This window comes from Pseudomonas sp. MT92, assembly GCF_058792515.1.
This window is the reverse complement of record NZ_JBXAFA010000024.1, coordinates 1-22,829: the sequence shown is the minus strand read 5'-3', so window position 1 is coordinate 22,829 and position 22,829 is coordinate 1. Positions and strand designations below refer to the sequence as shown.

Below are 22,829 nucleotides of genomic sequence, written 5' to 3'. Positions count from 1 at the left end.
ACAGAATGACGGGTTAAGTGACAAATTTTGACGACCAGAACTTTCCGGTGCACACTGTCACATAATCGAACGTATATGTGACAGGTACGACATGCTGATAGGCTACATGCGGGTATCGAAGGCGGACGGCTCCCAGGCTACCGATTTGCAGCGCGACGCGCTGATTGCCGCCGGGGTCGATCCAGTACATCTTTACGAGGACCAGGCATCCGGCATGCGCGAGGATCGGCCCGGCTTGACGAGCTGCCTGAAGGCGTTGCGAACTGGCGACACACTGGTCGTGTGGAAACTGGATCGGCTCGGACGCGACCTGCGACATCTCATCAACACCGTGCACGACCTGACTGGGCGCGGCATCGGCTTGAAGGTATTAACCGGGCACGGCGCGGCCATCGACACCACGACCGCCGCCGGCAAGCTGGTCTTTGGCATCTTCGCCGCCCTGGCCGAGTTCGAGCGCGAGTTGATCGCGGAGCGCACGATTGCCGGCCTAGCCTCGGCCCGCGCGCGCGGGCGGAAAGGCGGCCGGCCGTTCAAGATGACCGCCGCCAAGCTGCGGCTGGCGATGGCGGCAATGGGTCAGCCAGAGACCAAGGTCGGCGACCTGTGCCAGGAACTTGGCGTCACGCGGCAGACCCTGTATCGGCATGTTTCACCCAAGGGTGAGCTACGTCCAGATGGCGAGAAGCTACTCAGCCGAATTTGATGCCGGCATGAGGCAACGTAGCGACAGCGTGGTTTGTCTCAATGGGAAGCGCTCATGATCGATCTTTGAAGGCCCGCAGCAGTCGTGTCACAGACAGGACGAACAAACCGGTCAGCGTGAGGGCTGCGATACCCCAGTACTCTCCGATGAACGCGCCGGCCGTCGTGCCGGCCAGCACAATGGCGAGAATCGGCAAATGGCAGGGACAGGTGAGCACGGCCAGCGCGCCCCACAGGTAGCCGGTGATCGGTTTGTGCGTCTCGGACGGCAAGCGCTCGGGGCTGTTCATGGCAGACTCTCCGCGTGCTGTGCCGGCTCGGTCGGCATGGTGGCCAACTGCACCTCCAGATCGGCCAACGCTTCGCGCCGACGCTCGACGAACTGGCGCAGAACGGCAAGCTGCGCGGCCGCTTCATCGCCGTCCGCAGCATCCAGCGCCCGGCACAGCCGCGCCAGCGCGTCCAGGCCGATGCCCGCCTCGAAGGCCGCCCGCACGAAGCACAGCCGTTGCAAGGCGGCATCATCGAACAGGCCATAGCCGCCCGGGGTGCACGCCACCGGACGCAGCAATCCGCGCAGCAGGTAGTCGCGCACGATATGCACGCTCACCCCGGCATCAAGGGCCAGCCGGGACACGGTGTAGGCGCTCATTGAAAACCTCCTTTTTTTATCCAGCGCAGCAGGAAAGCTGCTTCACGTCCTTGTTGAAGGTCTGCGCCGCAAGCTTCAACCCCTCGACCATTGTCAGGTAGGGGAACAACTGGTCGGCCAGTTCCTGCACCGTCATGCGGTTGCGGATGGCGAGCACCGCCGTCTGGATCAGTTCGCCCGCTTCCGGGGCCACCGCCTGCACGCCGATGAGCCGTCCGCTACCTTCCTCGATGACCAGCTTGATGAAGCCGCGTGTGTCGAAGTTGGCAAGCGCTCGCGGAACGTTGTCGAGTGTCAGCGTGCGACTGTCGGTCTCGATGCCATCGTGGTGCGCTTCCGCCTCGCTGTAGCCCACGGTGGCGACTTGCGGGTCGGTGAACACCACTGCCGGCATCGCGGTCAGATTGAGGGCTGCGTCGCCGCCGGTCATGTTGATCGCGGCACGGGTGCCGGCGGCCGCTGCCACGTAGACGAACTGCGGCTGGTCGGTGCAGTCGCCGGCCGCGTAGATGTTCGGGTTGCTCGTGCGCATGCCTTGGTCGATAACGATGGCCCCTTGCGCATTGACAGTGACCCCCGCCGCGTCCAGCGCGAGGCTGCGCGTATTCGGTGCCCGACCGGTGGCAACCAGCAACTTGTCAGCGCGCAATTCACCGTGTCCGGTGGTCAGCACGAATTCGCCGTTCACATGGGCGACCTGGCTGGCTTGCGTGTGCTCCAGCACCTCGATGCCCTCGGCGCGGAAAGCGGCTGTCACGGCCTCGCCGATGGCCGGGTCTTCCCGGAAGAACAAGGTGCTGCGTGCCAGGATCGTGACCTGGCTGCCGAGCCGGGCAAAGGCTTGCGCCAGTTCCAACGCCACCACCGACGAACCGATCACGGCCAGGCGTGCGGGAATGGTGTCGCTGACAAGCGCTTCGGTGGAAGTCCAGTAGGGTGACTCTTTCAGGCCCGGAATCGGCGGCACGGCCGGACTGGCACCGGTGGCGACCAGGCAGCGGTCGAACGTTACCTCGCGCTCGCCACCCTCGTTCAAACGGACGACCAGGCTCTGGTCGTCCTTGAAACGCGCTTCACCGTGCAAAACGGTGATGGCTGGATTGCCGTCCAGGATGCCTTCGTATTTGGCGTGCCGCAGTTCATCGACACGGGCCTGCTGCTGGGCCAGCAGTTTGCTGCGGTCAATCGCAGGCACAGTTGCCGCAATACCGCCGTCGAACGGACTTTCCCGGCGCAGATGGGCAATATGGGCAGCGCGGATCATGATCTTGGACGGCACACAGCCGATATTGACGCAGGTGCCGCCGATGGTGCCGCGTTCGATCAGCGTGACCGTCGCGCCTTGCTCGACGGCCTTCAGCGCCGCCGCCATCGCGGCCCCGCCGCTGCCAATGATGGCGATATGCAAACCGGCGCCCTCAAGTGCATCACGGATTTTTGGTTCATCTTTGAAATCACCAACCCGGATCGAGCCTTGATAACCCAATGCGGCGATGGCGGCCAGCAGTTGGTTGTGGCTCACGGCGGTGTCTGCCATGACTTGCGCGCGGCTTTCTGGATAGGACACCACAGCGGCATTCACGCCGGGAATCTTTTCCAAAGCATCTTTGACATGGGTGGCGCAGGATGTGCAGGTCATGCCATTCACGGTGATTTCGGTCATTTTTTTACTCCATTGAATTTCGGGGTGCAGCAGGCATCGGCTTGGCGTTTTCGTTGGATGGCGTAGATGGTCAAGCCGATGAAAATCGCCAGCGCAGGCAGCAGCACATAGTCCAGATAGCCGGTCAGCGCGGACAAGCCGACCACACCGAGCAAAATGACCAGAACAGGGGTGAAGCAACACAGCGCCACGAGGGTTGTGCCAATGATGCTGACCCGCAGCAGTGTCTTCGGGTCTTTCATGATCAGTTCTTGACTGATGATGGGTAGCCCGCATCCTCGGTAGCCTTGGTCAGTTTCTGCACGCTGGTCTTGGCATCATCGAAGGTGACCACCGCTTCGCGCGTCTCGAAGGTCACGTCAACTTTACTGACGCCATCGACCTTGGAAATCGCCTTCTTGACAGTGATCGGACAGGCCGAGCAGGTCATGCCCGGTACGGACAGCGTAACGGTCTGGGTGGCGGCCCACACGGGGGCAACAACGGCAGCGAGGGCAAGGGCGGAAAGCAGCTTTTTCATGGTGAACTCCTGTGATCAATAGAAAAATGGCACGACGTAGGGAAATCCGAGCGCGACCAAAACCAGCACGGCCACGCCCCAGAAAATGAGCTTGTAAGTAGCTCGCACTTGGGGAATCGCGCAAACCTCACCCGGTTTGCAGGCGGCTGACGGCCGGTAGATGCGCCGCCAGGCGAAGAACAACGCCACCAGCGCCACGCCGATAAAGATGGGGCGATAGGGTTCCAACACCGTCAAGTTGCCGATCCAAGCGCCGCTGAACCCCAAGGCGATCAGAACCAGCGGCCCGAGGCAGCAAGCCGAGGCGAGGATGGCGGCCAGCCCGCCAGTGAAGAGCGCGCCGCGCCCGTTTTGAGGTTCAGACATACGTTTGTCCTTTCGAATCTGAATTGGATAGCTTAAGCTTACTTCCGTAGTTATGTACGGAGTCAAGCGATATGGAAAACAATTTGGAGAACCTGACCATTGGCGTTTTCGCCAGGACGGCCGGGGTCAATGTGGAGACCATCCGGTTCTATCAGCGCAAGGGCTTGCTCCCGGAACCGGACAAGCCTTACGGCAGCATTCGCCGCTATGGCGAGACGGATGTAACGCGGGTGCGCTTCGTGAAATCAGCCCAGCGGTTGGGCTTCAGCCTGGATGAGATCGCCGAGCTGCTGCGGCTTGAGGATGGCACCCATTGCGAGGAAGCCAGCAGCCTGGCCGAGCACAAGCTCAAGGACGTGCGCGAGAGGATGGCTGACCTGGCGCGCATGGAGGCCGTGCTGTCTGATTTGGTGTGCGCCTGCCATGCGCGGAAGGGGAACGTTTCCTGCCCGCTGATTGCGTCACTGCAAGGGAAGAAAGAACCGCGCAGTGCGGACGCGGTGTAGCCCGAGGGAACTACGCCTTAGCGTGCTTTATTTTCCGTTTTCTGAGGCGACTCCAACGTCAGAAAAGACCGTGCGGTCGACTTTTGATATTTCGTGCTGTCGCCTTCTGAAAGTGACAATTTGAGTCGGGAGCCTTCCCATTTTGGCTAGGCATGGAACAATAGCCATTTTCCCTATACCCAAATTGACCAGGGGGCCGAATGAAAGTCGCTCGAATCTACCTGCGCGTGAGCACAGAGGAACAAGACCTAACCCGGCAGGATGCCATCGTGGAGAGCACGAAGGCGGCCGGCTTCTATGTCGCCGGCATCTACCGCGAGAAGGCATCGGGCGCACGCGCCGATCGCGCCGAGCTGCTGCGTCTTATTGCCGACCTGCAACCCGGTGAAGTCGTGGTTGCCGAGAAGATCGACCGAATCAGCCGCTTGCCGCTGGCCGAGGCCGAACGCCTAGTGGCGTCGATCCGGGCCAAGGGCGCCAGGCTGGCCGTGCCTGGTGTAGTCGATTTGACGGAGCTGGCCGCCGAAGCGAAGGGCGTGGCCAAGGTTGTCCTGGAATCCGTCCAGGACATGCTTTTGAAGCTGGCCTTGCAGATCGCACGCGACGATTACGAGGATCGCCGCGAACGTCAGCGGCAAGGCGTCGAGCTGGCCAAGCAATCCGGGAAATACGCCGGCAGGAAGGCCGACACCCTTGCGCATGATCGGATCATCGCGCTACGCACTGCCGGCCACAGCATCGCGGAAACGGCGAGGCTGGCCAGGTGCAGCGAAAGCCAAGTCAAACGAGTGTGGGCAATGCGCGGCGACGTGGACGGCCAGAAAGGAAAAAGCCCGCGCAAGGCGGGCTGAATTACCAGTCTGTCTATGCGGCAGCGAAGCTAGAACGTCGCGTCTTTCAGCGAGATTGCGCAGCCGTTGAAATCATTGGACACGTCCGTAATGACACCGGAGACGCGGGCGGTCTTGCCCACCGTCAGCGCGGTAACGCTGGCTTTGTTCTCGGTGCCGGCATGAATCGACACTTGGCCAGCTTTCAGGAACACCCGGTAGTGGGGCTGGAACCCTTCGTTGACCGAACGCACCTCGCCAGTCATGGCCAGGCCCTTGCCGACATAAATGCTATTGGCCTGTACCTGGTTCTTCTTCGCGGCTTGGCAGATTTGTGGCAGCGTTTCCGTGACCATAACCGGGGCCGTGGCTTTCTGAATGTCCTTGGCGACTTGATCCAACGCGGCGCAGCCGGCAAGAGCCAGTATCGGCAAGGCAAGGGCAAAACGGTATTTCATGGTGCAACCTCCTGATGAGTGAAAAAATGGTCGGTCGGCCAGGGCCTAGAACATGGGCACATAGACGAGTTCGATTTCAACGCGCTGGTTCTGGTAGCGCCCTTCGGGCGTGATGTTCTCGGTTATGTAGTCGGCGGCCGATGCGAAGTTCACCATGACCTTGAGGGGCGACACGCCACGATCCACCAGGTACTTGCGCGCCGACAAGGCACGCTTCAATGCCAGGGCTTCGTCGCGGGCGCTGGGCCGGTTCGTGCTGGTGCGGCCGTTGATGTAGATCATCGAGGCGGTGCGGGCGTCATCGAGGACGGCCGCAACGTCCACCGGCGGCTGAAACGTGGTGCTGCTGTCCGGGAACGAAACCATCACCATCGAAGAAATCGGCGTGCCGGCGGCACTGCCGTAGTCGGTGGCCATCGCGCCTTGCGCGAAGATCATTGACGCCAAGGAAAAGGCTAGAAAGAACGCTTTACGCATCGGACAGGCTCCAATCAAAAGAATAGGTATCCGGCTTTGCTCATGGGAATGCGGATCAACCAGAGCGCGGCCAGGTGCAGCGGGTAATAGGCATAGAACGCCCAGCGCAAGCGCGGCATGGGCAGATCGAGGCGAGAGGCGACCAGGAGCAGCGGCACCGACGCCAAGGCCCACAGGTTGCGATTGATGAACCACAGCGAGGCCAGGGCCAGCAGCGCGATCACCGCGGCTGTCCAGGTGGGGCGCTTGCAGTACGACCAAACAGCCAGGCCGAGGATCACGGCTGGCCACCAGTATTCGACAGAGCTGCCACCGACCAGGAGCACCAGGCCGGCGGCAATGAGATTGCCGGCACCGCCCCGCTCGACCAGGTACAGCGTGGCCGTGATGACCAGGAGCGTGAACAGCACGTTGAGCGGCCACCACCCAGCGAACAAGCCACCCAGGGCGATGAATGGCACCGAGGCGACCGCACCGAACAGCGCCAGGCGCTTCATGGTGCGGGGATAGGCTCCGCGCTCGAACGTGCCCGGTCTGGCCAGGTTGTACGCCAAGACAAAAACGAAGATGGGCAGGCAAAGGCGGCCGGCATCGAACAGCCAATCAATCGTGCCGTTGAACAGATACTTGTTGACGTGATCGCCGGTCATGAGCAGCAGGGCAAACCACTTCAACGCCTCGACCGTGCCATCGGCCAGTACCAGGCGCGGCAACGCTGGCGACGTTTCAGCGCGTAGAGCGTGCAAGCTCGGCCTCTTCTTCCGTGAGCTGGTCACGGTGCAGATAGACGCCGCCCAGGGAGTCAGACGGCGCGACGAGCTTGGGCACGCCGCCGTAGAACACTGGAATCAAACCAACCACGTCGCCGGTATCGCCATCGACGGCGAACACCGGGACGTGATAGACCACAGCGCCGGTTTCTGGCGGGGCCTTCGGGTGGACATAGAACCAATCCGTTGCCGGCGTAATCGAGGTGTATTTCATTGCGCGTTGTCCTGATCGTTAATGGTGAAGGAGATCGAGCGCGGCACGTAGCTGGCCATGTTCAATGAACCAGACGCGGCGGGCTTGTGTGGCTTGACGGCCGGGGCGGCCGCTGGGGCCGCCATAGGGGCTTGTTGGGCCACTGCCTGGACTGTCACCGGCATGGTCGGAACGGAGGCCGTAGCGCCCTCTTTCGTCACGTCCAGGGTCACAAAGCGGGCTTCGAGCCAATCGGCCCATTTGGTCGCCTTGCGGATCAAGTCGGCCCGGTACACGGTGTTGTACCGGGGCGTGCGTGAGTGGTAGTTAGCGGCTTTCGTCCACAGGTCGCCCTTGTCGTTGCGAATGTGCATCCGCAACCGCCAGGCGGCCAGGTCGAACGAGTAGCAGCCAGCGGCCGCTACATCGTCCGCCGTGATCCCGTAGCGTGCCAGGTCACGCAGGTACGTCGTGTTGAACTGCATGGGGCCAACATCGTGAGTGCCATTCGTGTTGCGCACCCACTGCCCCGGCTTGCCCGCCTCTTTTTCAGCCACGGCCAACACGATGTTGGCCGGGACTTCATACTTGACGGCCGCCGAGATCGAGCACACGACGCGCTCCTGAATCTGCGGCGGCATGTCGGCAACGAATGGCATCATGTCCCCTCCCCTTACCGCTGCAACCAACCGTTTTCACGGTTCCGGCGGCGCTGTTCTTCCAGGCGTGCGTTGTATTCGGCCAGGGCACGGTCATAGTCCTTTGCCTCGACCCAATACCCGCCTTCCTCTGGCGTACCAACATAGCGTGGCATCGTGCCGCTTGAATTGAAGTCGGTGTAGGCGTGGCCGGTATATGCCGCGCAGTAATCCGGCATCCGGTTGCTGATGTACGTTTCGCCGGAGTCCCAGCCGCGATACATAATCAGCGAGCTATTGAGCGATTGCGAATCGCAGCGGCCGGCACCATTGGCCATTGAATTGACCAGGGACGCCATTTCGGGCGACTGGTTCGATGCCGGGCATAGCTTGAGGAAGTTGGCGCGCTTCTTGATCGTGTCCTTGAGCTTGCGGGCCGAGATGCTGAAATAGCGGTTGAGCGACGGCGCGCATTCGCTGGGCCGCGTGCCCGATGCCAGGCACAAAACCGCTTCGCAAGCCAGGCGGGTGTCGCCGGTCAAAACCTCTTGCGCACTGGCCGAGCCAGCCGAAGTGCCGAGAGCGGCAACCAGCGCGGCGATAGCAAACAATTTCTTCTTCATGATGATTCTCCTTGTGGTTATGCGGTTTGTTCGCCGCCATCGCGGTTCACGAATGCCGCGACTTCGGACTCTGGATCGGCTTGGGTTTCACCCGAAGCCAGACTATTTGCGCCAAACGTAGGGCTGGCAGCGTCTTGCGAATCGCTGACCGTTTCGCTCCCCTGCCCCTTGATGGCGGCCGCGATCTTGCCGCCCGTTGTGTCGGCAATTCGCTCCATTGCGGAATCCTTGATGCTGGACGCCTTGGCCTTGGCCACCGAACCGATGCCCTTGGCCAAGATGCCGCCGGCATCGGCCGTGATACGCCCCGCCTTGGCGGCCGACGCGAGGAAGCCGCCGCCGGCGGCGGCCGCTTGGGCTTTGTCGTTGCCCTTGGAATCGCCACTGCCCGAGCTGCCGGCGTCACTGCCGCCGCTGCTGGCCGTAGATGCGCCGCCGGAGCTGGGCGACTCACCCGCCGAGGCGGCCGAGCTGGACGAGCCACCACCCGAAGCGGCCGCGCTGGACGAACCACCGCTGGATGCCTTGCCGCCGGTCGAACTGGACGAGCTGCTGGACGACGAACCGGACGATTCGCCGCCACCGTCCGAGCTGGCCGAGCTGCCGCCTGAATCACCGCCACTGCCACCGCCACCGCCACCAAAGCCGGCGGCTTGGGCAAAGGGAGTGTCACCAGTACCAGCGTCGCCGCCGCCGGCATCACCGCCGCCACCACCGCCACCGCCACCAGTGAAGGCCGACATAAGATCGCCGCCGCCGTCGCCGCCACTCGATGCGTTCTCGCTAGCCTTCGAGAATGCCGCCATCACGGCTTGCGCACCACCGGCGGCCGATGCCGCACCGGCGGCCAGGGCTGCGCCACCAGTTGCGGCCGCTGCCACGGCCATACCAGCGGCACCCATTGCAGCACCGGCACCGAAACCACCAATGCCGGCACCGCCCACGCTTGCGCCAGTGATGATGCCGGCGAGCAGGGCCGGAATCTTGTTGGTCAACGCCAGAAGGATGATGACGACGATCAACATCACGCCCATTTCTTTCAGGCTGATGCCGGCGCTCATCCGCGTGTAGTAGTCGTCAAGAAAGGTCTTGCCGATGCCGACCAGGAGCACCATTGCCATGAGCTGCGCGGCAATGCCCAGCACGGTCTTGTAGTAGTTGATCGCCATGTCGGAAGTCCAACGCGATCCACCAAAGCCGAGGAAGAACACGCCGCCATAGGCGAGCACCCAGCCGGACGCCAAGAGAAGGAGCATGTTCACACCGACCAGAGCCAGGATGACCAGGATCGCCGTTGCCATAAGAATCCCGCACGCGCTATCGACTGGCGACCAGACCGAGGACTGATCCAGCACCTTGTCGAAGATCGCAAAACCAATATCGACAATTCCGGACGGCGACAGGCCGCTACCGAGGCCGGTAGCGTTACCCGCGAGTTGCCGCAATGAATCGTAGATGGACGATGCGAAATTAGGGCCGTTGGTCAGCAGCCACCAGAAGAAGCCGGTGAAGATCGTGAACTTCACGAACTCGGCGAAAAATTCGCCAATGTCGGCCTTGCGCAAGGCCATCATGCCGAACGTCCAGACCATGCTGATAACCGTCAGCGTCCAGAACAGCCAGGAAGCGGCAGTCGTGATGACGCCGGCCCATCCCGACGCGGCCGCCGAGTACCGATTCAGGACGTTATCGAACACACCCGAGTTATCAACTTGGGCGTGAGCACTTACGGAAAACAACGCCAGCCAGAGAAACAGCGGCAGGGCGGTTTTTAGATTGGCTGGCACTTTCATTCCTACCTCACCATTCTTTTTTGGGGCTGGGCTTGAAGTCGCCACTACGACGCAGGCACAGCGATGAGAACTCTTGCTGCTGCGCCTGCGGCATTGCCTTGATCTTTTCAGGGGTGCAATTCGCATCGGTGACTTCTGGAAGCGGCTGCACGGCGGGCTTGTTGTCGCAACCTGCGACCGAGGCCGCCACGAGGGCGGCCAGGGCCAAGGCCAGAGCCTTGCTTGATTTCATGAAACCTCCTTACCAGGAACGTGCAGGGCTTGGCTTGTAGCTGCCCTTGCGGAGTTGTTCAGACGATGCAGCTTCCTGCGCTTCACGGTCAGCCAGAGCCTGGTTGCGCGTGGCAATGGCGTTCTGCTGCGCCATCAACAGGCCACGAATCTGCAAGAGCTGATTGGCCTGCTGGCTGGCGAGCTGGTTGGCGTAGCCGATGGCCTGCATTTGGCCGGTCGCGCCCTGCGCCTTACCTTGGAGTTGTTGCAGCGTGCGGGCATCGGCCGTCAGCGCGTCTTGCTGCTGATCCAAGCCCTTGAACAAGGCATCGTTTGCCTTTTTCTGCGACTCGGAGGCCAGGCGGCGGTTTTGCTCCATCGCGGCGCGTTCCGCATCCGAGCACCCGCCCGACGAGAAGCACGGCGAGCTGCGGTAATAGGCCACGTCCTGGAACTTGCCCAGGTAGGCATCAAGGCTGCCCACCTGGTTCTTGTAGTAGTTCAGCGTGTCCTGCGCGGCCAGGAGCTTGTTCATCGTGGACTGCGCCTGATCCCAGATATACGCGGCGGGTGCCGTGGTGTTCTGGATCATGTTTTCGTACTGCTGCAATTGAGTCTGGTATTGCTCGATTTGCTTGGCAGTTTGCGCAACCGCTTCCATTGCGGACATGACGTTCTGGATCAGGTTGCCGCCGTCGATAACAGGGATGCCGGCCTGCACAGGAACGGAGGTAAATGCCCCGGCAGTCAGGGCCACGGCGAGAGCGACTTTAGCGGCTAAAAACTTCTGCTTCATGTTGTTTCTCCTTGGCGTCAATAATCAAACGAGCGGTAGGGTTTCGAGAACGTCATGTCCTTGGTCACGATGACGTTGAAGCGATAACCAGGACGGATTTCCAGGGTGGGAGCGATGTTCAGGTTCTTGGCGATCATCTGCGCGGTCACTTGACCGAGCTGTTGACCCAGCGCCTCGCTCATCGCGCTGGAAGCGGTAGGACGACCATTGACCGAGTTGCTGCCATCGTCCTGACTCATGGCAATGCCGGCGGTCACACCAGACATAAGGAAGGCCGACGCGAACACCCGGAAGTAATGGTTGTTGACCTTATCCTTGAAGCCGGCATAGCCCGCGCTATCCCCGCCCGGCATCGAACCAATATCCATTGCCTTACCGTCCGGGAATACGATGCGCTGCCATGCAATCAGCACCCGAGATTGCCCATAGGCCACGTCGCTCGAATACATGCCAACCAAGCGTGAGCCTTGCGGGATTAACAGGTGTTTGCCGGTGGGCGTGTCGTACACGTTCTGGCTGACCTGGGCCATGATCTGGCCGGGCAATTCCGAGTTGATTCCCGAAATCAGCGTGGCGGGAACGACAAAGCCGGCGCGCAGCTCGAACGGCGAACGCGGAGCTTCCGGCTGGGAGTCCAGTTTCCAGCGGTCGCCGCCTTCACTGCCAGCGCCAAACTGCGCGTAGTTCTTGCCGTTGCCCGAGGTCTGCAACAGCGAAGGAGCGCCAGAAGGCGCGCCACCGCCGGCCCCTGCCCCACCCACGCCAGAGCTGCGAAGCTGCGCCAGGCGAGCTTGATAGGCGGCTGTCGGGTCATCGGTGCGCTGGGCGTCGATCTGCTGGCGAACCGCCGCCAGCCGAGCCAGCATTTCATCGCGGGTTTGCGGGGTTGACGTGTCGCCACCAGGAGCCGAGCCGGAGCTACGCGGCGCAACCACTTGAACCGTGGTCTTTGCCTTGATGGCTTCTTCCAGCATTTGCAGCTTCGCCATGCGGATGCGCTGGGCCTCGTCATCGTTGGCCGGCTGATCCAGATGCCCGCCAGTTGGCGGAGCCGGCGGCGCGTCCAGGTTGTCCGGCCGGGCAATCAATACCGGATCGGCGGCCGCCGTGGTCGGCATGTCGGGTGGCGTCAGGGCTTGAGCCGGAGCCACCATGCCACCGTCCTGATCGCCTGCGATTTCCTTGGCGAACATCGACGTGTTTCCAGCCCGTTCCTGCGGCCCGGTAGCCGGCGCGTTCTGCTTCGCTGAACGATCCGCTGCCACCAGGGCCATGACGAGCAGGAACAAGCCAAGCACACCAGCCAGCAGGTACATCGGCAGGTTGTTGACGCGACGGACGCCGGACTTTTTCGACACCGCGCCCGGCGAGGCGTCAGGTGCCATTTGATCGGCTGTTTCGCTCATGGCTTACTCCTTGCGCGCCCAATACCCGGCCGGCGCAAACGTGCCGTTTTCTTCCAGGTATGGGCGAGTGATGGATTGACTGCCGACCAACAAGGTCAGGCGGTACAGGTTCGACGTTCCGGCCTGGTCGAGCACATAGCGCAGCGGCAATGCGCCCGATGCTTCGGCCGGTGCCGCCGAGGCTTGCGCCTTGTCGGCTGGGTTGAACTCCAAGAGGGCGTATCCGCGTTCGCGCAGCGTGTTGACCAGGGCTACCCCGAAGGCGTCAGGCGTGGCCTGGTGCAGCTCGAAACGGGTCTTGGCCGGCGGGTACAGCGTGGCGAGCTGCTGCACGGCATCGGTAGCAATCTGCTGCTGGCCTGCTGCTGCCGGAACGAAGTTGCCGTATTGGCCAGTCGTGGCGCAGCCGGCCAGCGTCAACGCGAACAGCGCGGCAATGATTAGCTTGCGCATGTTATTTCCCCCTTGTAATGGTCACGCGGTCTTGCCCGCTGCCGACGCCGGCAATCAGGATTGCCTTGTCGAAAACCGTGTCCACGATGAAGCGGTCGCCCTGGACGCGGTAATTGACCATGACGGTTTCAGCGTCACGGAACAGGCCGCCATCACGGCGCACAACCAACAGGGTCGGCGCTTCGGTTTGCTCCATCGAGCGCGGCATTTGAATGATGGTCTTGCGGCCATCGTTGAATACGCGCACAGGCTTCCAGGAGGCCGAGCCGGACACGTCATAGTCAAACGACAGATCGCCCAGGTACTCCCCGGTGGAAGGGATGGTGTTGTCGGTGCGGTGTTGCACTTCGCGGGTCTTGATCGCGTCCCACTTCGCAAGCGCGTCCTCGGGATACGTGAACGAGACTTGCGGCATGTACTGCGTGCGATGCGAGCGCAGCCGGAAGTGATAGGTGCGGCGGTTCGTGGTCACGACCAGGCTGGTTTCCAGGCCCACGTCCATCGGCTTGATGATGAGGTGCTGCACTTCGCCGGCACCGCTGCCAGTGATGGCCGGCTCGACTGTCCAGCGGGCCGTATCGCCCAGGTTGATCGAGTTGACTTGCTCGCCAGCCTGCAAAGCCACATCGCACACCTGGAGCACCGCGCAAACGATGCTGGGCTGCTGCGCGCCGAACAGGAACTTGATCGCGCCATTGGAGCCGGCGACCGGCTTCATGCCGGTCGCCGAACTGGCCTCCCACCGCTTGGCGATGGCAATGGCCGCCTTTTCCTGCGCGGTCAGGGTCGGGTTGTTGTTGGAAAAATACTTGTCGGCCAGGTCATCGGCGGCAAGGGCCAGGGTCGGGATCGTCAGCGAAGCGCCCAACAGCACAGCGAAAAGTTGTTTCTTCATGGTGAATTAGCCTCGTAATTAAAGAAGGCGCGACCAGGAGTAATCACGCACATAAATCCCCATTGGGTTATTGCGTAGTTGCTCGTCCGTGGTCTGCGAAGTGGGTTCGGCGGTATAGACGGTGACAAGGGCGCGCATTGGTACGGGCTGGCCCTTCAACGCCCCTTGGCGGTCGCGGGTGGTTTCTGTCCAATCCACTTGCCAGGTATCCGGCGACTGCGGAATGACCGAAGTGATTTCGATGTTCACCATTTCTTTCGCTGCACGCTTGAATGGGCTGGCATCGGCATTGCCGTTGAGCCATTCATTCATTTTTGCCGTGGCCGGATCGTTGGGAGACAGAACCGAGTACACCTTGAACACGGCCTTGCGCTGCAAAGCCACGTCAGGCGTGACCATGCGGGCGCTGGTGATGAAGTCGGCAACCGTGGCGTGGACGATGCGAGGGTCGGCCTTGTCGGCCGCCGTAACAGGCCCGGCCGCGATGGTCTGCCCCATCTTGTCCACTTGCACCACGTAGGGAATGAACTTCGACTGGCTGCCGATATGGATCACGCCGCCGACGCCGGCGAGTGCGATCAACAGCGAGAGGATGCCCACCACTTGCCAGGTCTGGCGCGACGAGACGACCGAGCCAACATGCTCGTTCCAGGTGCGACGTGCCGACAGGTAGGGATTTTCCAGCCCACTACTGCGCGGGCCGGCTTCTGATGATTGCGGCGATTGCCGGCGGTCGGGCTTCTTCTTGAAGATCAAGCCCTTGATCGTGTCTGCAAAGCTCATGCGGCCTCCAAATAGTCATTGAGATTCAGGCCCCGGCCAGCCAGCCATTCATCCACCCAGGCGTAGCCAAACTTGGCTTCCAGGCTTTTGATGGTGGCGACCGATTCCTTGTCGGATGCACCGACGAAGGCCAAGGCCAGAGGCCCCAGGGCAAGGTCATAGAGTCGGCGGCCGTTCTCCGACACGTAGTAGTACTGGCGCTTCGGAATGGCCGTGGCCAAGATTTCAATCTGGCGTGCATTCAGGCCCATGCGCCGGTACAACGCGGCGGTGTCCTCATCGCGGGCGTACACGTTCGGCAAGAAAATCTTGGTTGCGGTCGATTCCACGATCACATCCAAAATGCCGCTGTTCGCCGCGTCAGAGAGGCTTTGCGTGGCCATAAGCACCAGGCAGTTAGCCTTACGCAGCACCTTGAGCCATTCCCGAATCTTGGCGCGGAAGGCCGGATGGCCGAGCATCAACCAGGCTTCATCCAGGATGATGACGGCGGGCTGGCCATGAAGGGCGCGCTCGATCCGGCGGAACAGATACAGCAGCACCGGCAGCGCGAATTTCTCGCCCAGGTTCATCAACTCTTCGATTTCAAAGACCGTGAAATCAGAGAGCGAAAGGCCGTCCGTTTCAGCATCGAGCAGGTGGCCCATCGTGCCGTCCACCGTGTATTGCCGGATGGCTTCGCGGATCGTTTCATCTTGAATCGTTACGCTGAACTCCGAGAGCGTATGCGCGCCGCTGGCGTGCATGCTCAAGATCGCGTTGCCAATTTCGTTACGCTGGCCCGGTGTGGTTTCCACCCCGTTCAACGTCAGGATGGTGTCGATCCATTCCATTGCCCAGGCACGATCCCCCTTGGTTTCCAGGAATTGCAGCGGGCAAAACGCGAGCTGGTCATCATCGGCGGCCACCGTGAAATGCAGGCCACTTTTCCCCTTGGAGGCGGCCCGAATACCGGCGGCCAGCGGGTACATCGACATGCCCTTATCAAAGGCGAAGATCGACATGCCCGCATAGCGGCGAAGCTGCGCGGCAATAAGGCCCAGGTGCGTTGATTTACCGGCACCAGTTGGCCCGAACATGAAGGTGTGCCCCAGGTCGCGCACATGCAGGTTGAGCCGGAAAGGCGTAGCGCCATGCGTAACGCAGTGCATGAGCGCCGGCGCAAGCGGCGGGTACATCGGGCATGGGGCGTTGGCCAAGCCCGTCCAGATCGTGCTGGTAGGCAGCAGATCGGACAGGTTCAACGTGTTGATGAGCGGACGGCGCACGTTCTCGACACCATGCCCCGGCAAACTGCCCAGGAAGGCGTCCAGCGTGTTGATCGTCTCGATCCGGGCCGCGAAGCCCATGCGGTTGATGGCCTTTTCTACTTGGCGTGCAGACTGTTCCAGGCGGGTACGATCCTCATCCATGAGCACGACGACGCCGGTGTAATACCCCACGGCCACCAGTCCACTATTGACTTCGGCAATCGCGGCTTCGGCATCGCCGACCATCGAAAGCGCGTCTTGGTCGATGTTTCCGCTGTTCGTGTTGAACACCTGGTCGAAGAAGCCGCGCACCTTCTGCCGCCACTTCTTGCGGAACTTGTCCAGGTGGGCCACGGCCTCGTGCTGATCCATGAAGATGAAACGCGACGACCAACGGTATTCGCACGCCAGCTCACCCAGGGCGGTTAGAACGCCCGGTGTTGACTCCAAGGGAAAGCCCTCGACTGCCACGACCTGGACGAAGTTGCGGCCGACCTTGGGCACTACACCACCGAACATTTCCTGCCCGCCGATCAAGGCGTCCAGGTACATCGGATTGCTGGGGAGCTGCACCGGATGATGCAGGCCAGTGATGCAGAATTGCAGCCACGATAGGAAGTCGTCGTGCGTGACTTCCCTGCCCTCTTCCGTGACCACCTTTTGACCGCGTAGGCGGGTCAATTTCACGGCCGAGGACAACCGCGATTCAATGCTGGTTGTTTCGCGCTTGAACTGCTTGATAAGCCCCATCGTGCGGGCCTTGTGGTCGGGCGAGATTGCATCGTCATCGAACATCAGTTCGACAAATTTGCGCTGCGCCAGGAGCGGCGGGAACCAGGTCACGGTTAGTACGAAATAACCCTCGTACATCGTGCCCAGGCCCTGGAACAACTGCCGACGCTCTTCATCCATTGCCGCCGACAGAGGATCGGGAAAGGTCGAATGCCCCCGGTCGGAGTAGTTGGGAGCCGGACGGCGCACGGCATCGACATGCACCATCCAGCCGCTGCCCAGGCCCGCTAGAGCCTGGTTGATACGGAACGACACCATTTCCCGCTGTTCATCGGTGCTGCTGGCGTTGTCATCCCCTTTGTACAGCCAGGCGGCCATAAAGGAGCCGTTCTTACCCACGATCACACCGTCATCGACCATCGCGGCGTAATTGAGCAAGTCGGCCAGGCCCGCGTCCTTCGAGCGATGCTTTTTCAGTTTCAGTTCGGCATCGACCGCACGGATGCGGGCAAACAGGATGAGCAACAAAACCGCCCCGAGGACAGCAATGGCAAATGCAATTGACTCAATCATTTGTATTGCTTCCCTTGACTTGGCGTGTTGTCACGAAAAGGCGTGCTACGCGCCGGGTAGTACCCTTTGTAGCGGCGGTGCCGCAGGTACACCTTGCGTAGCTTGGGATCGGATTTCGCCATGAGTCGGCACGCCCAAAGCGCGCCGAACCACAGAACAATGCCGAACACCGTTGCCCGTACTTCTTGGGCGCTAAAAATCAGCGCCCCGGCCAGCAGGCCCGAGAACATCACCAGCTCACGATCCCCGCCCATGAACAGGTTTTCTCGGTTGCCGGCCCGGCGGATGGGGATCGCGCGCAGAGCCATGACTTATGCAACCCGGCCGGTTTCGACCCAGCGCATGACGGCATCACCAGGAAAGCCCAAGGCGTTCAGCGCGCCGACCTTGACCTGGTGAATTGCGCCATCGGTCAACGCCGCGATTTCCGCGCCACGACCGAAGAAGGTGCTCATCATGTTTTGCGCGCCGACCAGCAGAGCCATGACCAGGACAATGAAAATCAACGTGCGGAAGAAGCCGTTGAGTTCACCACCGAAGATCAAGATGCCGCCGGCGACCACGATGCCGATGATCGACAGCGCGAAAGCGACCGGGCCGGTGACAGAGTTACGCAGGTTCGTCAGCCAGCTTTCATACGGCAGCGAACCGCCGGTGCCTTCAGAGGCGAAAGCGTGCTGGGGAGCCAGCAGAAGGAACGCCAGGACAACAGCCAGGCCCAGGTAAAACATCGTGCGCTGGTTGAGCCGGAAGGCCGGGAAGAGTGCTTGCATTGGTCTTAACTCCTTAAAGGGACACAGTTTTGTAATGGCCATCGGCGTAACCGGAAACCTCTAGGATTTCCTGGATACGACGAGAGCCATCCGGGGTTCTGGCGATATGAACAACGACATGAACCGCCTCGCCGATCAGCGGTTCAATCTCCGATGGAGCCGACTTATTCCGAGAAACAAGCGACTTCAAACGAGTCAGGCCCTCCGATGCGCTGTTCGCATGGAGAGTGGCAGCGCCGCCGGGATGCCCGGTGTTCCAGGCGTCCAGCAGGTCTAAGGCTTCTTCGCCACGGACTTCGCCAACCAGGATGCGGTCGGGCCGCATACGCAGCGTGGTTTTCAGCAGCATGGTCATGCTGACTTCGATACTGGTGTGGTACTGGACGAAGTTGGCGGCCGTGCATTGGATTTCGCCGGTGTCCTCGATGATGACGAACCGTTCCAAGGCATCGTGATCGACCATCGCCTGGATGATCGCGTTGACCAGCGTGGTCTTGCCCGAGCCGGTGCCGCCAATCACCAGGATGTTCTTGTGCGCTGCAACCGCGTCCGCGATGGACTGCGCTTGTGCTGCGGTCATGATCCCGGCTTCGACGTACTGCGCGAGCGTGTACACCGCAATGGCTTTCTTCCGGATGGCAAAGACTGGCCCGGTCACTACCGGGCCGAGCTGACCCGCGAAGCGCGAACCGTCAATCGGGAATTCGCCTTCGAGCAAGGGGCTGTTCTTGGTGATTTCCTTGTTGTGGTAGCCAGCGACGGTTTCCACGATGGCTTGCGCTTGTGCGCGGCGCAGCGTGCCGATGCACTGCGACCGCTCGCCTTGACGCTCAAGCCATAGCTTGCCGTCCGCGTTGAGCATGATTTCAACCGTTTTAGGATCGTGCAGGGCTTCCAGGAGCTGCGGCCCCATGTCCCTTTCGAGCTTCTTCTTCGCCCGTTCCTTGATGCTGTCGTGTTCTTTTAAATCGGTCACTACGTTGGCCCCTTGATGTACGTTTCATCGTCCAATGGCTGTACAGGGTCATACGATATACCGAAATGCACCACCGCGCAACAATATGGACATGCCGAAGTGCGGCATTCTCGAATATGCGTATGGTGGCCACAACACGGCGCGACAATTCGGGCGCGTCCGTGGCACCGATACTGCTGGCTTTTGATGGGAATCCGGGGGTTGAGCCACCCCGGCGAGCTTTAGCGGCTAAAAAGACCTTGGGCGTGGATTCTTGTCTGCGTGATCCATGCCGCTGCCCTCCCCTTACTTCTTCTTGGCGTTCCGACCCCCTAGTTTCTTCCTTGTTTCCTCACCCCATTTTTTGACCTGGAAGGCCCGGTGTTCGGGGAGTACCGCCGACACCCTTTCGTACCCAGCAGGCAGGCTACTAGGAGCCTTGCCGCCGGCCAAGGCGTCCAGGGTGTGCTTGTCCAGGTCGGTTGATTCCAGGAGTAGCGGCAGAGAGGTTTCAAGCGCGTTGGCAATCGCTTCCATCACCTTGAGCGACGGATTGGCCTTGCCGGTAGTGAGGTCGGACAGAAACGAAATCGACACTCCCGACCGCTCGGAGAGTTCGTTTTTTGTCATGCCTCGTTCATCGAGGATGCGAAGCACGTTAGTAAAGAAGATGTACTTGTACACCGGGTTGACTGCCTCATGGTGGGGCGACCCATAGAAAATTTTAGCCGCTAAAGTTCTTGACACGTTGGAGCAGGTTTAGCTAAACTACAGGCTCCAATAGCAAAGGAGGCCATCGAGTGAGCCATAACCAATTCCAGTTTATCGGTAATCTTACCCGCGATGCCGATGTTAGGCATAGTGAATCCGGCAGCAGCCGAGCTATTTTTGATCTCGCTGTCAATAGGGTGTGGCGAAATTCCAGCGGTGAAAAGCAGGAGCAAACCGACTTTTTCCGCATCAAGGCTTTCAGCGCCTTGGCGGAGAACGCCGGCAAGTACCTGGGCAAAGGTTCCAAGGTGTTCGTCCAGGGCCGCGTTGAACCCACCAAGTTCGAGAAGGAAGGAAAGACGGAATACGGCATCGACTTCATTGCCGAACAGATCGAATACCTGGATACGAAAGCACCAGGCGGCCAATGACGATAAAAGCGCCCGGCTTCGGCCGGGCGTTATGCTTATAAGGGAGGTTGTATGCCGGATCAATTCGACGAGCAGGAATATAAGCGCAAGCTCATCGAGGGCGGGCTGAATGCCAACGACGCGGCGAGCCTCGCCGCCCGCACAGCGGAGGCCCGCCGGAGTTCCGGCAACACCGGCAAGACCATGCGGCCGGTCGGATCACTCTTCGATACGCTGGCCAGCAAGCCAGCCGATGAAGTAGCACCACCGCTACCGCTACCGCCTGCCGAAGAGAGCGCGGCCGTGCTGCGCTCGCGGCGCATGGCCGCCGAGACGGCCGAACTGGCGGCGACGCTGGGCCTTCCAGAAGAACGGCGCACGGTAGTTGATACCGTGGCCGCCAAGGTGGCCACGTTGGCCGAGAACAAACGGAGAGACGCAATGCCGGCGAAGAAACAGAGCAAAGCAGGGGCCGCCGGCGGCGAGCTGGCCGCCAAGGTCAGCGAGGCCAAGCAGGCCGCCTTGCTCAAGCAGACCAAGCAGCAGATCAAGGAGAACCAGCTATCGCTGTTCGACATTGCGCCGTGGCCCGACAACATGCGCGCCTTGCCCAACGATTACGCCCGGTCAGCCCTCTTCACCACGCGCAACAAGCGCGTGGCGCGTGAGGCCCTACAGAGCAAGGAAATCTTCCACATCAACAAGGACGTGGCCATCACGTACACCGGCGTCGAGCTGCGCGCCGAGGATGACGAACTGGTGTGGCAACAGATCCTTGAGTACGCCAAACGGTCGCCGCTGGGCGACCCGGTTTCGTTCACGTTCTACGAGCTTTGCCAGGACTTGGATTGGTCGATCAACAGCCGGTACTACACGAAGGCCGAAGAATGCCTTAGCCGCTTGCAAGCATCGGCCATGCAGTTTTCATCCAAGCGGATCGGCCGGCTCGAATCGGTATCCCTGATTCGCCGCTTCCGTGTCCTGAACCGTGGCACGCGCAATTCGCGTTGCCAGGTCGAGATTGACGAAGAAATGGTTGTCCTGTTCGCCGGCGACCATTACAGCAAGTTCATTTGGGAGAAGTACCGCAAGCTGACGCCCACGGCCCGACGCATGTTCGATTACTTCGCATCGCACCAGGAGCCTTACCCGATGAAGCTGGAAACCTTCCGCCTGATGTGCGGCTCGCAGTCGGCCCGGCCGAAGAAGTGGCGCGAGCAGGTAGGCGAGGCTTGCGAAGAGCTGCAAAAGAGCGGCCTGGTCGAAAGCGCATGGGTGAACAGCGACCTGGTGCATTGCAAGCGGTGATCGCGTGAGTTGGCCAAGCTGGCCAGGATCAACCAACGGGGGCTTCGGCTCCCGTTTTTCATTGACACTTGAGGGGCAGAGCCACAGCAGCAGGCTCCGGGGAATTTTCGCGGCCGCGAAAACCGGCTATGTCGTGCTGCGCATCGAGCCAGGCGACCAAGGCCGCCAGTCTCTCCCCTCTTCGCTGCGCTACGGGGCTTCCAGCGCCTTTCCGACGCTCACCGGGCCTATGGCCCTAGCCGCTGGGCTTGCGGCCTGCCTGCGGGCCTTGTGGCCCTTCCAGGAGCCGACCGGAAGCCAGGAAGTGCCGGCGACCACCGGCCGCCTGGATACCGGCGACGGTGTGGATAGTTTTGGGACAACTCGGCCGACGATGACACTTGAAGGGCCGTTGTTAACACTTGAGGGGCCGACCATGCCGGCGCACTACTGACACTTGAGGGGCTACGGTCGATTTTGGCCAGATCGCCACCCGAAACCGCGTTTCATGGCACGTATCCGGCTGATTTCGGGGAAGTTTTCCACAGGAATTGTGGATAACCCTGTTAGCAAGTGCCCTTCCCTACTGACACTTGAGGGGCGGGCCTGCTAACACTTGAGGGGCGGCTTTCCTAACACTTGAGGGGCCGACTACTGACACTTGAGGGGCTTATCCATTGACACTTGAGGGGCCGGCCTGTTCGCCTTTCCCTTGGCGTATCAACGGCTTACGAGCGTTTTTCAGGGCCTCTAACCATTCTTTTAACCTATCTTTAAACCTTATATATAACCTAGAAGAATAACCAGGCTGGCGAAAAAATCGACAAGCCAGGAAAAAAGCCGGCACGAGGAAGAACCGGCCGCCGAAGGGGGTGCCCCCCTTCTCGATCCCTCCCGGCCGCTGCGCGGCCTCCCATCCCCCAGGGGCAAGCCCCTCGGCCGCTGCGCGTCCTCACCCCAAAAATGGAGCGCCTACGGCGCTGCCATCGGTTGAACCAGGCGCAAGCGCCTGGAAAGAAGCAAATTTTGTGCGCTTACGCTGCGCTATGCCCAAAGGGGCTACCGCCCCTCTGGACTCCCGACTGTCAAAGCCGCAGTGAAGCCACCATCTGCGCACTAATCGAAGATCGGTGCGAGCTGGAAGGCAGCAGGTTTTACGCCAAGGAGAAAAGGCGGCCGACACGGCCAGGGAAAGCGCCCCTCAAGGGTTAAGAACACACCGAAGGGCGCGGATTGACTACTGGAACAGCGTGGCGACCTTGGCCAGCACTTCATCAAGGATAGGAGCCGGGAGCGTGTCCACCTTGCGAGCGGTACGCGCTGCAAGATCGAGCACGCGGGGTTGATCGCAGCGAACGACGCCGGTTGTCTTGATGCCGGAGATCGGCACCGCGAAAC

The 22,829-nt window shown here is 61.0% G+C and carries 30 protein-coding genes; 5 read left to right on the top strand and 25 right to left on the bottom strand.

Annotated elements, in window-relative coordinates; translation table 11 throughout:
* Positions 1–91 precede the first annotated feature (91 nt).
* Positions 92–706, top strand: a complete 615-nt coding sequence (locus AC1Q6D_RS30635; RefSeq protein ID WP_000904941.1) for a recombinase family protein — start codon at positions 92–94, stop codon at positions 704–706.
* A 52-nt stretch (positions 707–758) separates the two neighbouring features.
* On the opposite strand, the gene merE is transcribed toward AC1Q6D_RS30635, so the two are convergent.
* From merE to merT, 6 genes are read right to left on the bottom strand one after another with little or no spacing between them, the layout of a single operon-like run.
* Positions 759–995, bottom strand: a complete 237-nt coding sequence (merE, locus tag AC1Q6D_RS30630) for a broad-spectrum mercury transporter MerE (protein WP_001087809.1) — start codon at positions 993–995, stop codon at positions 759–761.
* Complete coding sequence (gene merD, locus AC1Q6D_RS30625; RefSeq protein WP_003465059.1) at positions 992–1,357, bottom strand: mercury resistance co-regulator MerD; 366 nt, start codon at positions 1,355–1,357, stop codon at positions 992–994. The genes merE and merD overlap by 4 nt, the downstream gene beginning before the upstream one ends.
* 16 nt (positions 1,358–1,373) lie before the next feature.
* Complete coding sequence (gene merA, locus AC1Q6D_RS30620; protein ID WP_000136268.1) at positions 1,374–3,020, bottom strand: mercury(II) reductase; 1,647 nt, start codon at positions 3,018–3,020, stop codon at positions 1,374–1,376.
* A complete protein-coding gene (gene merF, locus AC1Q6D_RS30615) occupies positions 3,017–3,262 on the bottom strand; it encodes a mercury resistance system transport protein MerF (RefSeq protein WP_000654684.1) in 246 nt (81 codons plus the stop codon). The genes merA and merF overlap by 4 nt, the downstream gene beginning before the upstream one ends.
* A gap of 2 nt (positions 3,263–3,264) precedes the next feature.
* Positions 3,265–3,540 carry a mercury resistance system periplasmic binding protein MerP gene (gene merP / locus AC1Q6D_RS30610; RefSeq protein ID WP_000735441.1) on the bottom strand — a complete coding sequence of 92 codons (276 nt, stop codon included), beginning with the start codon at positions 3,538–3,540 and terminating at the stop codon, positions 3,265–3,267.
* 15 nt (positions 3,541–3,555) lie between these two features.
* Positions 3,556–3,906 (bottom strand): mercuric ion transporter MerT, encoded by a 351-nt coding sequence (gene merT / locus AC1Q6D_RS30605; RefSeq protein WP_001294667.1) that lies wholly within the window; start codon positions 3,904–3,906, stop codon positions 3,556–3,558.
* A 71-nt stretch (positions 3,907–3,977) separates the two neighbouring features.
* Between merT and merR the strand changes: the two genes are divergently transcribed.
* Entirely contained in the window at positions 3,978–4,412 is a 435-nt protein-coding gene (gene merR / locus AC1Q6D_RS30600; RefSeq protein ID WP_000429838.1) for a mercury resistance transcriptional regulator MerR, read from the top strand.
* A gap of 200 nt (positions 4,413–4,612) precedes the next feature.
* On the top strand, positions 4,613–5,263 hold the full coding sequence (locus AC1Q6D_RS30595; RefSeq protein WP_015061642.1) for a recombinase family protein: 651 nt from the start codon (positions 4,613–4,615) through the stop codon (positions 5,261–5,263).
* A 29-nt stretch (positions 5,264–5,292) separates the two neighbouring features.
* Here AC1Q6D_RS30595 and AC1Q6D_RS30590 read toward each other — a convergent pair whose 3' ends face one another.
* The 18 genes from AC1Q6D_RS30590 to AC1Q6D_RS30505 form a co-directional block, all read right to left on the bottom strand.
* A complete protein-coding gene (locus tag AC1Q6D_RS30590) occupies positions 5,293–5,700 on the bottom strand; it encodes a hypothetical protein (RefSeq protein ID WP_015061643.1) in 408 nt (135 codons plus the stop codon).
* Positions 5,701–5,745: 45 nt separating this feature from the next.
* A complete protein-coding gene (locus AC1Q6D_RS30585; RefSeq protein ID WP_031942760.1) occupies positions 5,746–6,177 on the bottom strand; it encodes an OmpA family protein in 432 nt (143 codons plus the stop codon).
* Between the two features lie 14 nt (positions 6,178–6,191).
* Positions 6,192–6,923 (bottom strand): TraX family protein, encoded by a 732-nt coding sequence (locus AC1Q6D_RS30580; RefSeq protein ID WP_031942759.1) that lies wholly within the window; start codon positions 6,921–6,923, stop codon positions 6,192–6,194.
* The gene (locus AC1Q6D_RS30575) at positions 6,904–7,161 is read right to left on the bottom strand and encodes a hypothetical protein (RefSeq protein ID WP_031942758.1); all 258 of its coding nucleotides are present in this window, start codon (positions 7,159–7,161) and stop codon (positions 6,904–6,906) included. The genes AC1Q6D_RS30580 and AC1Q6D_RS30575 overlap by 20 nt, the downstream gene beginning before the upstream one ends.
* Positions 7,158–7,802 carry a transglycosylase SLT domain-containing protein gene (locus tag AC1Q6D_RS30570; protein ID WP_015061646.1) on the bottom strand — a complete coding sequence of 215 codons (645 nt, stop codon included), beginning with the start codon at positions 7,800–7,802 and terminating at the stop codon, positions 7,158–7,160. The genes AC1Q6D_RS30575 and AC1Q6D_RS30570 overlap by 4 nt, the downstream gene beginning before the upstream one ends.
* Positions 7,803–7,813: 11 nt before the next feature.
* Entirely contained in the window at positions 7,814–8,401 is a 588-nt protein-coding gene (locus tag AC1Q6D_RS30565; protein WP_015061647.1) for a TrbM/KikA/MpfK family conjugal transfer protein, read from the bottom strand.
* A gap of 17 nt (positions 8,402–8,418) precedes the next feature.
* Complete coding sequence (trbL, locus tag AC1Q6D_RS30560) at positions 8,419–10,194, bottom strand: P-type conjugative transfer protein TrbL (protein WP_031942757.1); 1,776 nt, start codon at positions 10,192–10,194, stop codon at positions 8,419–8,421.
* A 7-nt stretch (positions 10,195–10,201) separates the two neighbouring features.
* Positions 10,202–10,426: an entry exclusion lipoprotein TrbK gene (gene trbK, locus AC1Q6D_RS30555; protein ID WP_015061649.1), complete on the bottom strand. Its 225-nt coding sequence runs from the start codon at positions 10,424–10,426 to the stop codon at positions 10,202–10,204.
* A gap of 9 nt (positions 10,427–10,435) precedes the next feature.
* Positions 10,436–11,203, bottom strand: coding sequence for a P-type conjugative transfer protein TrbJ (gene trbJ / locus AC1Q6D_RS30550; protein ID WP_015061650.1), 768 nt, complete (start codon positions 11,201–11,203; stop codon positions 10,436–10,438).
* Positions 11,204–11,220: 17 nt separating this feature from the next.
* Complete coding sequence (locus AC1Q6D_RS30545; RefSeq protein WP_015061651.1) at positions 11,221–12,609, bottom strand: TrbI/VirB10 family protein; 1,389 nt, start codon at positions 12,607–12,609, stop codon at positions 11,221–11,223.
* A gap of 3 nt (positions 12,610–12,612) precedes the next feature.
* On the bottom strand, positions 12,613–13,062 hold the full coding sequence (locus AC1Q6D_RS30540; protein WP_015061652.1) for a TrbH protein: 450 nt from the start codon (positions 13,060–13,062) through the stop codon (positions 12,613–12,615).
* Between the two features lies 1 nt (position 13,063).
* Positions 13,064–13,957 (bottom strand): P-type conjugative transfer protein TrbG, encoded by an 894-nt coding sequence (gene trbG / locus AC1Q6D_RS30535; protein ID WP_015061653.1) that lies wholly within the window; start codon positions 13,955–13,957, stop codon positions 13,064–13,066.
* Between the two features lie 18 nt (positions 13,958–13,975).
* Positions 13,976–14,740, bottom strand: coding sequence for a conjugal transfer protein TrbF (locus tag AC1Q6D_RS30530; protein WP_031942756.1), 765 nt, complete (start codon positions 14,738–14,740; stop codon positions 13,976–13,978).
* Positions 14,737–17,295: a VirB4 family type IV secretion/conjugal transfer ATPase gene (locus AC1Q6D_RS30525; RefSeq protein WP_015061655.1), complete on the bottom strand. Its 2,559-nt coding sequence runs from the start codon at positions 17,293–17,295 to the stop codon at positions 14,737–14,739. The genes AC1Q6D_RS30530 and AC1Q6D_RS30525 overlap by 4 nt, the downstream gene beginning before the upstream one ends.
* On the bottom strand, positions 17,292–17,603 hold the full coding sequence (locus AC1Q6D_RS30520; protein ID WP_015061656.1) for a conjugal transfer protein TrbD: 312 nt from the start codon (positions 17,601–17,603) through the stop codon (positions 17,292–17,294). The genes AC1Q6D_RS30525 and AC1Q6D_RS30520 overlap by 4 nt, the downstream gene beginning before the upstream one ends.
* Before the next feature lie 3 nt (positions 17,604–17,606).
* Positions 17,607–18,068, bottom strand: coding sequence for a conjugal transfer system pilin TrbC (gene trbC / locus AC1Q6D_RS30515; protein WP_015061657.1), 462 nt, complete (start codon positions 18,066–18,068; stop codon positions 17,607–17,609).
* 13 nt (positions 18,069–18,081) lie between these two features.
* Positions 18,082–19,044, bottom strand: coding sequence for a P-type conjugative transfer ATPase TrbB (gene trbB / locus AC1Q6D_RS30510; RefSeq protein WP_015061658.1), 963 nt, complete (start codon positions 19,042–19,044; stop codon positions 18,082–18,084).
* 285 nt (positions 19,045–19,329) lie between these two features.
* The gene (locus tag AC1Q6D_RS30505; RefSeq protein WP_015061659.1) at positions 19,330–19,707 is read right to left on the bottom strand and encodes a transcriptional regulator; all 378 of its coding nucleotides are present in this window, start codon (positions 19,705–19,707) and stop codon (positions 19,330–19,332) included.
* Between the two features lie 116 nt (positions 19,708–19,823).
* On the opposite strand from AC1Q6D_RS30505, the gene AC1Q6D_RS30500 reads away from it, so the two are divergent.
* Positions 19,824–20,165, top strand: coding sequence for a single-stranded DNA-binding protein (locus AC1Q6D_RS30500; RefSeq protein ID WP_031942755.1), 342 nt, complete (start codon positions 19,824–19,826; stop codon positions 20,163–20,165).
* Between the two features lie 51 nt (positions 20,166–20,216).
* Positions 20,217–21,452 (top strand): plasmid replication initiator TrfA, encoded by a 1,236-nt coding sequence (gene trfA, locus AC1Q6D_RS30495; RefSeq protein ID WP_015061661.1) that lies wholly within the window; start codon positions 20,217–20,219, stop codon positions 21,450–21,452.
* A 1,216-nt stretch (positions 21,453–22,668) separates the two neighbouring features.
* On the opposite strand, the gene AC1Q6D_RS30490 is transcribed toward trfA, so the two are convergent.
* Positions 22,669–22,821 (bottom strand): type II toxin-antitoxin system PemK/MazF family toxin, encoded by a 153-nt coding sequence (locus tag AC1Q6D_RS30490; protein WP_158244082.1) that lies wholly within the window; start codon positions 22,819–22,821, stop codon positions 22,669–22,671.
* Positions 22,822–22,829: the final 8 nt, after the last annotated feature.

Bases quoted from the DNA above. Each gene is read 5' to 3' on its own strand.
- merT (WP_001294667.1), bottom strand. From the start codon at position 3,906: ATGTCTGAACCTCAAAACGGGCGCGGCGCGCTCTTCACTGGCGGGCTG.
- AC1Q6D_RS30540 (WP_015061652.1), bottom strand. From the start codon at position 13,062: ATGCGCAAGCTAATCATTGCCGCGCTGTTCGCGTTGACGCTGGCCGGC.
- merF (WP_000654684.1), bottom strand. From the start codon at position 3,262: ATGAAAGACCCGAAGACACTGCTGCGGGTCAGCATCATTGGCACAACC.
- merD (WP_003465059.1), bottom strand. From the start codon at position 1,357: ATGAGCGCCTACACCGTGTCCCGGCTGGCCCTTGATGCCGGGGTGAGC.
- AC1Q6D_RS30595 (WP_015061642.1), top strand. From the start codon at position 4,613: ATGAAAGTCGCTCGAATCTACCTGCGCGTGAGCACAGAGGAACAAGAC.
- merP (WP_000735441.1), bottom strand. From the start codon at position 3,540: ATGAAAAAGCTGCTTTCCGCCCTTGCCCTCGCTGCCGTTGTTGCCCCC.
- AC1Q6D_RS30525 (WP_015061655.1), bottom strand. From the start codon at position 17,295: ATGATTGAGTCAATTGCATTTGCCATTGCTGTCCTCGGGGCGGTTTTG.
- merA (WP_000136268.1), bottom strand. From the start codon at position 3,020: ATGACCGAAATCACCGTGAATGGCATGACCTGCACATCCTGCGCCACC.
- trbJ (WP_015061650.1), bottom strand. From the start codon at position 11,203: ATGAAGCAGAAGTTTTTAGCCGCTAAAGTCGCTCTCGCCGTGGCCCTG.
- merR (WP_000429838.1), top strand. From the start codon at position 3,978: ATGGAAAACAATTTGGAGAACCTGACCATTGGCGTTTTCGCCAGGACG.
- AC1Q6D_RS30545 (WP_015061651.1), bottom strand. From the start codon at position 12,609: ATGAGCGAAACAGCCGATCAAATGGCACCTGACGCCTCGCCGGGCGCG.
- trbL (WP_031942757.1), bottom strand. From the start codon at position 10,194: ATGAAAGTGCCAGCCAATCTAAAAACCGCCCTGCCGCTGTTTCTCTGG.
- trfA (WP_015061661.1), top strand. From the start codon at position 20,217: ATGCCGGATCAATTCGACGAGCAGGAATATAAGCGCAAGCTCATCGAG.
- AC1Q6D_RS30570 (WP_015061646.1), bottom strand. From the start codon at position 7,802: ATGATGCCATTCGTTGCCGACATGCCGCCGCAGATTCAGGAGCGCGTC.
- AC1Q6D_RS30590 (WP_015061643.1), bottom strand. From the start codon at position 5,700: ATGAAATACCGTTTTGCCCTTGCCTTGCCGATACTGGCTCTTGCCGGC.
- AC1Q6D_RS30575 (WP_031942758.1), bottom strand. From the start codon at position 7,161: ATGAAATACACCTCGATTACGCCGGCAACGGATTGGTTCTATGTCCAC.
- AC1Q6D_RS30530 (WP_031942756.1), bottom strand. From the start codon at position 14,740: ATGAGCTTTGCAGACACGATCAAGGGCTTGATCTTCAAGAAGAAGCCC.
- trbK (WP_015061649.1), bottom strand. From the start codon at position 10,426: ATGAAATCAAGCAAGGCTCTGGCCTTGGCCCTGGCCGCCCTCGTGGCG.
- trbG (WP_015061653.1), bottom strand. From the start codon at position 13,957: ATGAAGAAACAACTTTTCGCTGTGCTGTTGGGCGCTTCGCTGACGATC.
- AC1Q6D_RS30520 (WP_015061656.1), bottom strand. From the start codon at position 17,603: ATGGCTCTGCGCGCGATCCCCATCCGCCGGGCCGGCAACCGAGAAAAC.
- merE (WP_001087809.1), bottom strand. From the start codon at position 995: ATGAACAGCCCCGAGCGCTTGCCGTCCGAGACGCACAAACCGATCACC.
- AC1Q6D_RS30585 (WP_031942760.1), bottom strand. From the start codon at position 6,177: ATGCGTAAAGCGTTCTTTCTAGCCTTTTCCTTGGCGTCAATGATCTTC.
- trbC (WP_015061657.1), bottom strand. From the start codon at position 18,068: ATGCAAGCACTCTTCCCGGCCTTCCGGCTCAACCAGCGCACGATGTTT.
- AC1Q6D_RS30635 (WP_000904941.1), top strand. From the start codon at position 92: ATGCTGATAGGCTACATGCGGGTATCGAAGGCGGACGGCTCCCAGGCT.
- AC1Q6D_RS30565 (WP_015061647.1), bottom strand. From the start codon at position 8,401: ATGAAGAAGAAATTGTTTGCTATCGCCGCGCTGGTTGCCGCTCTCGGC.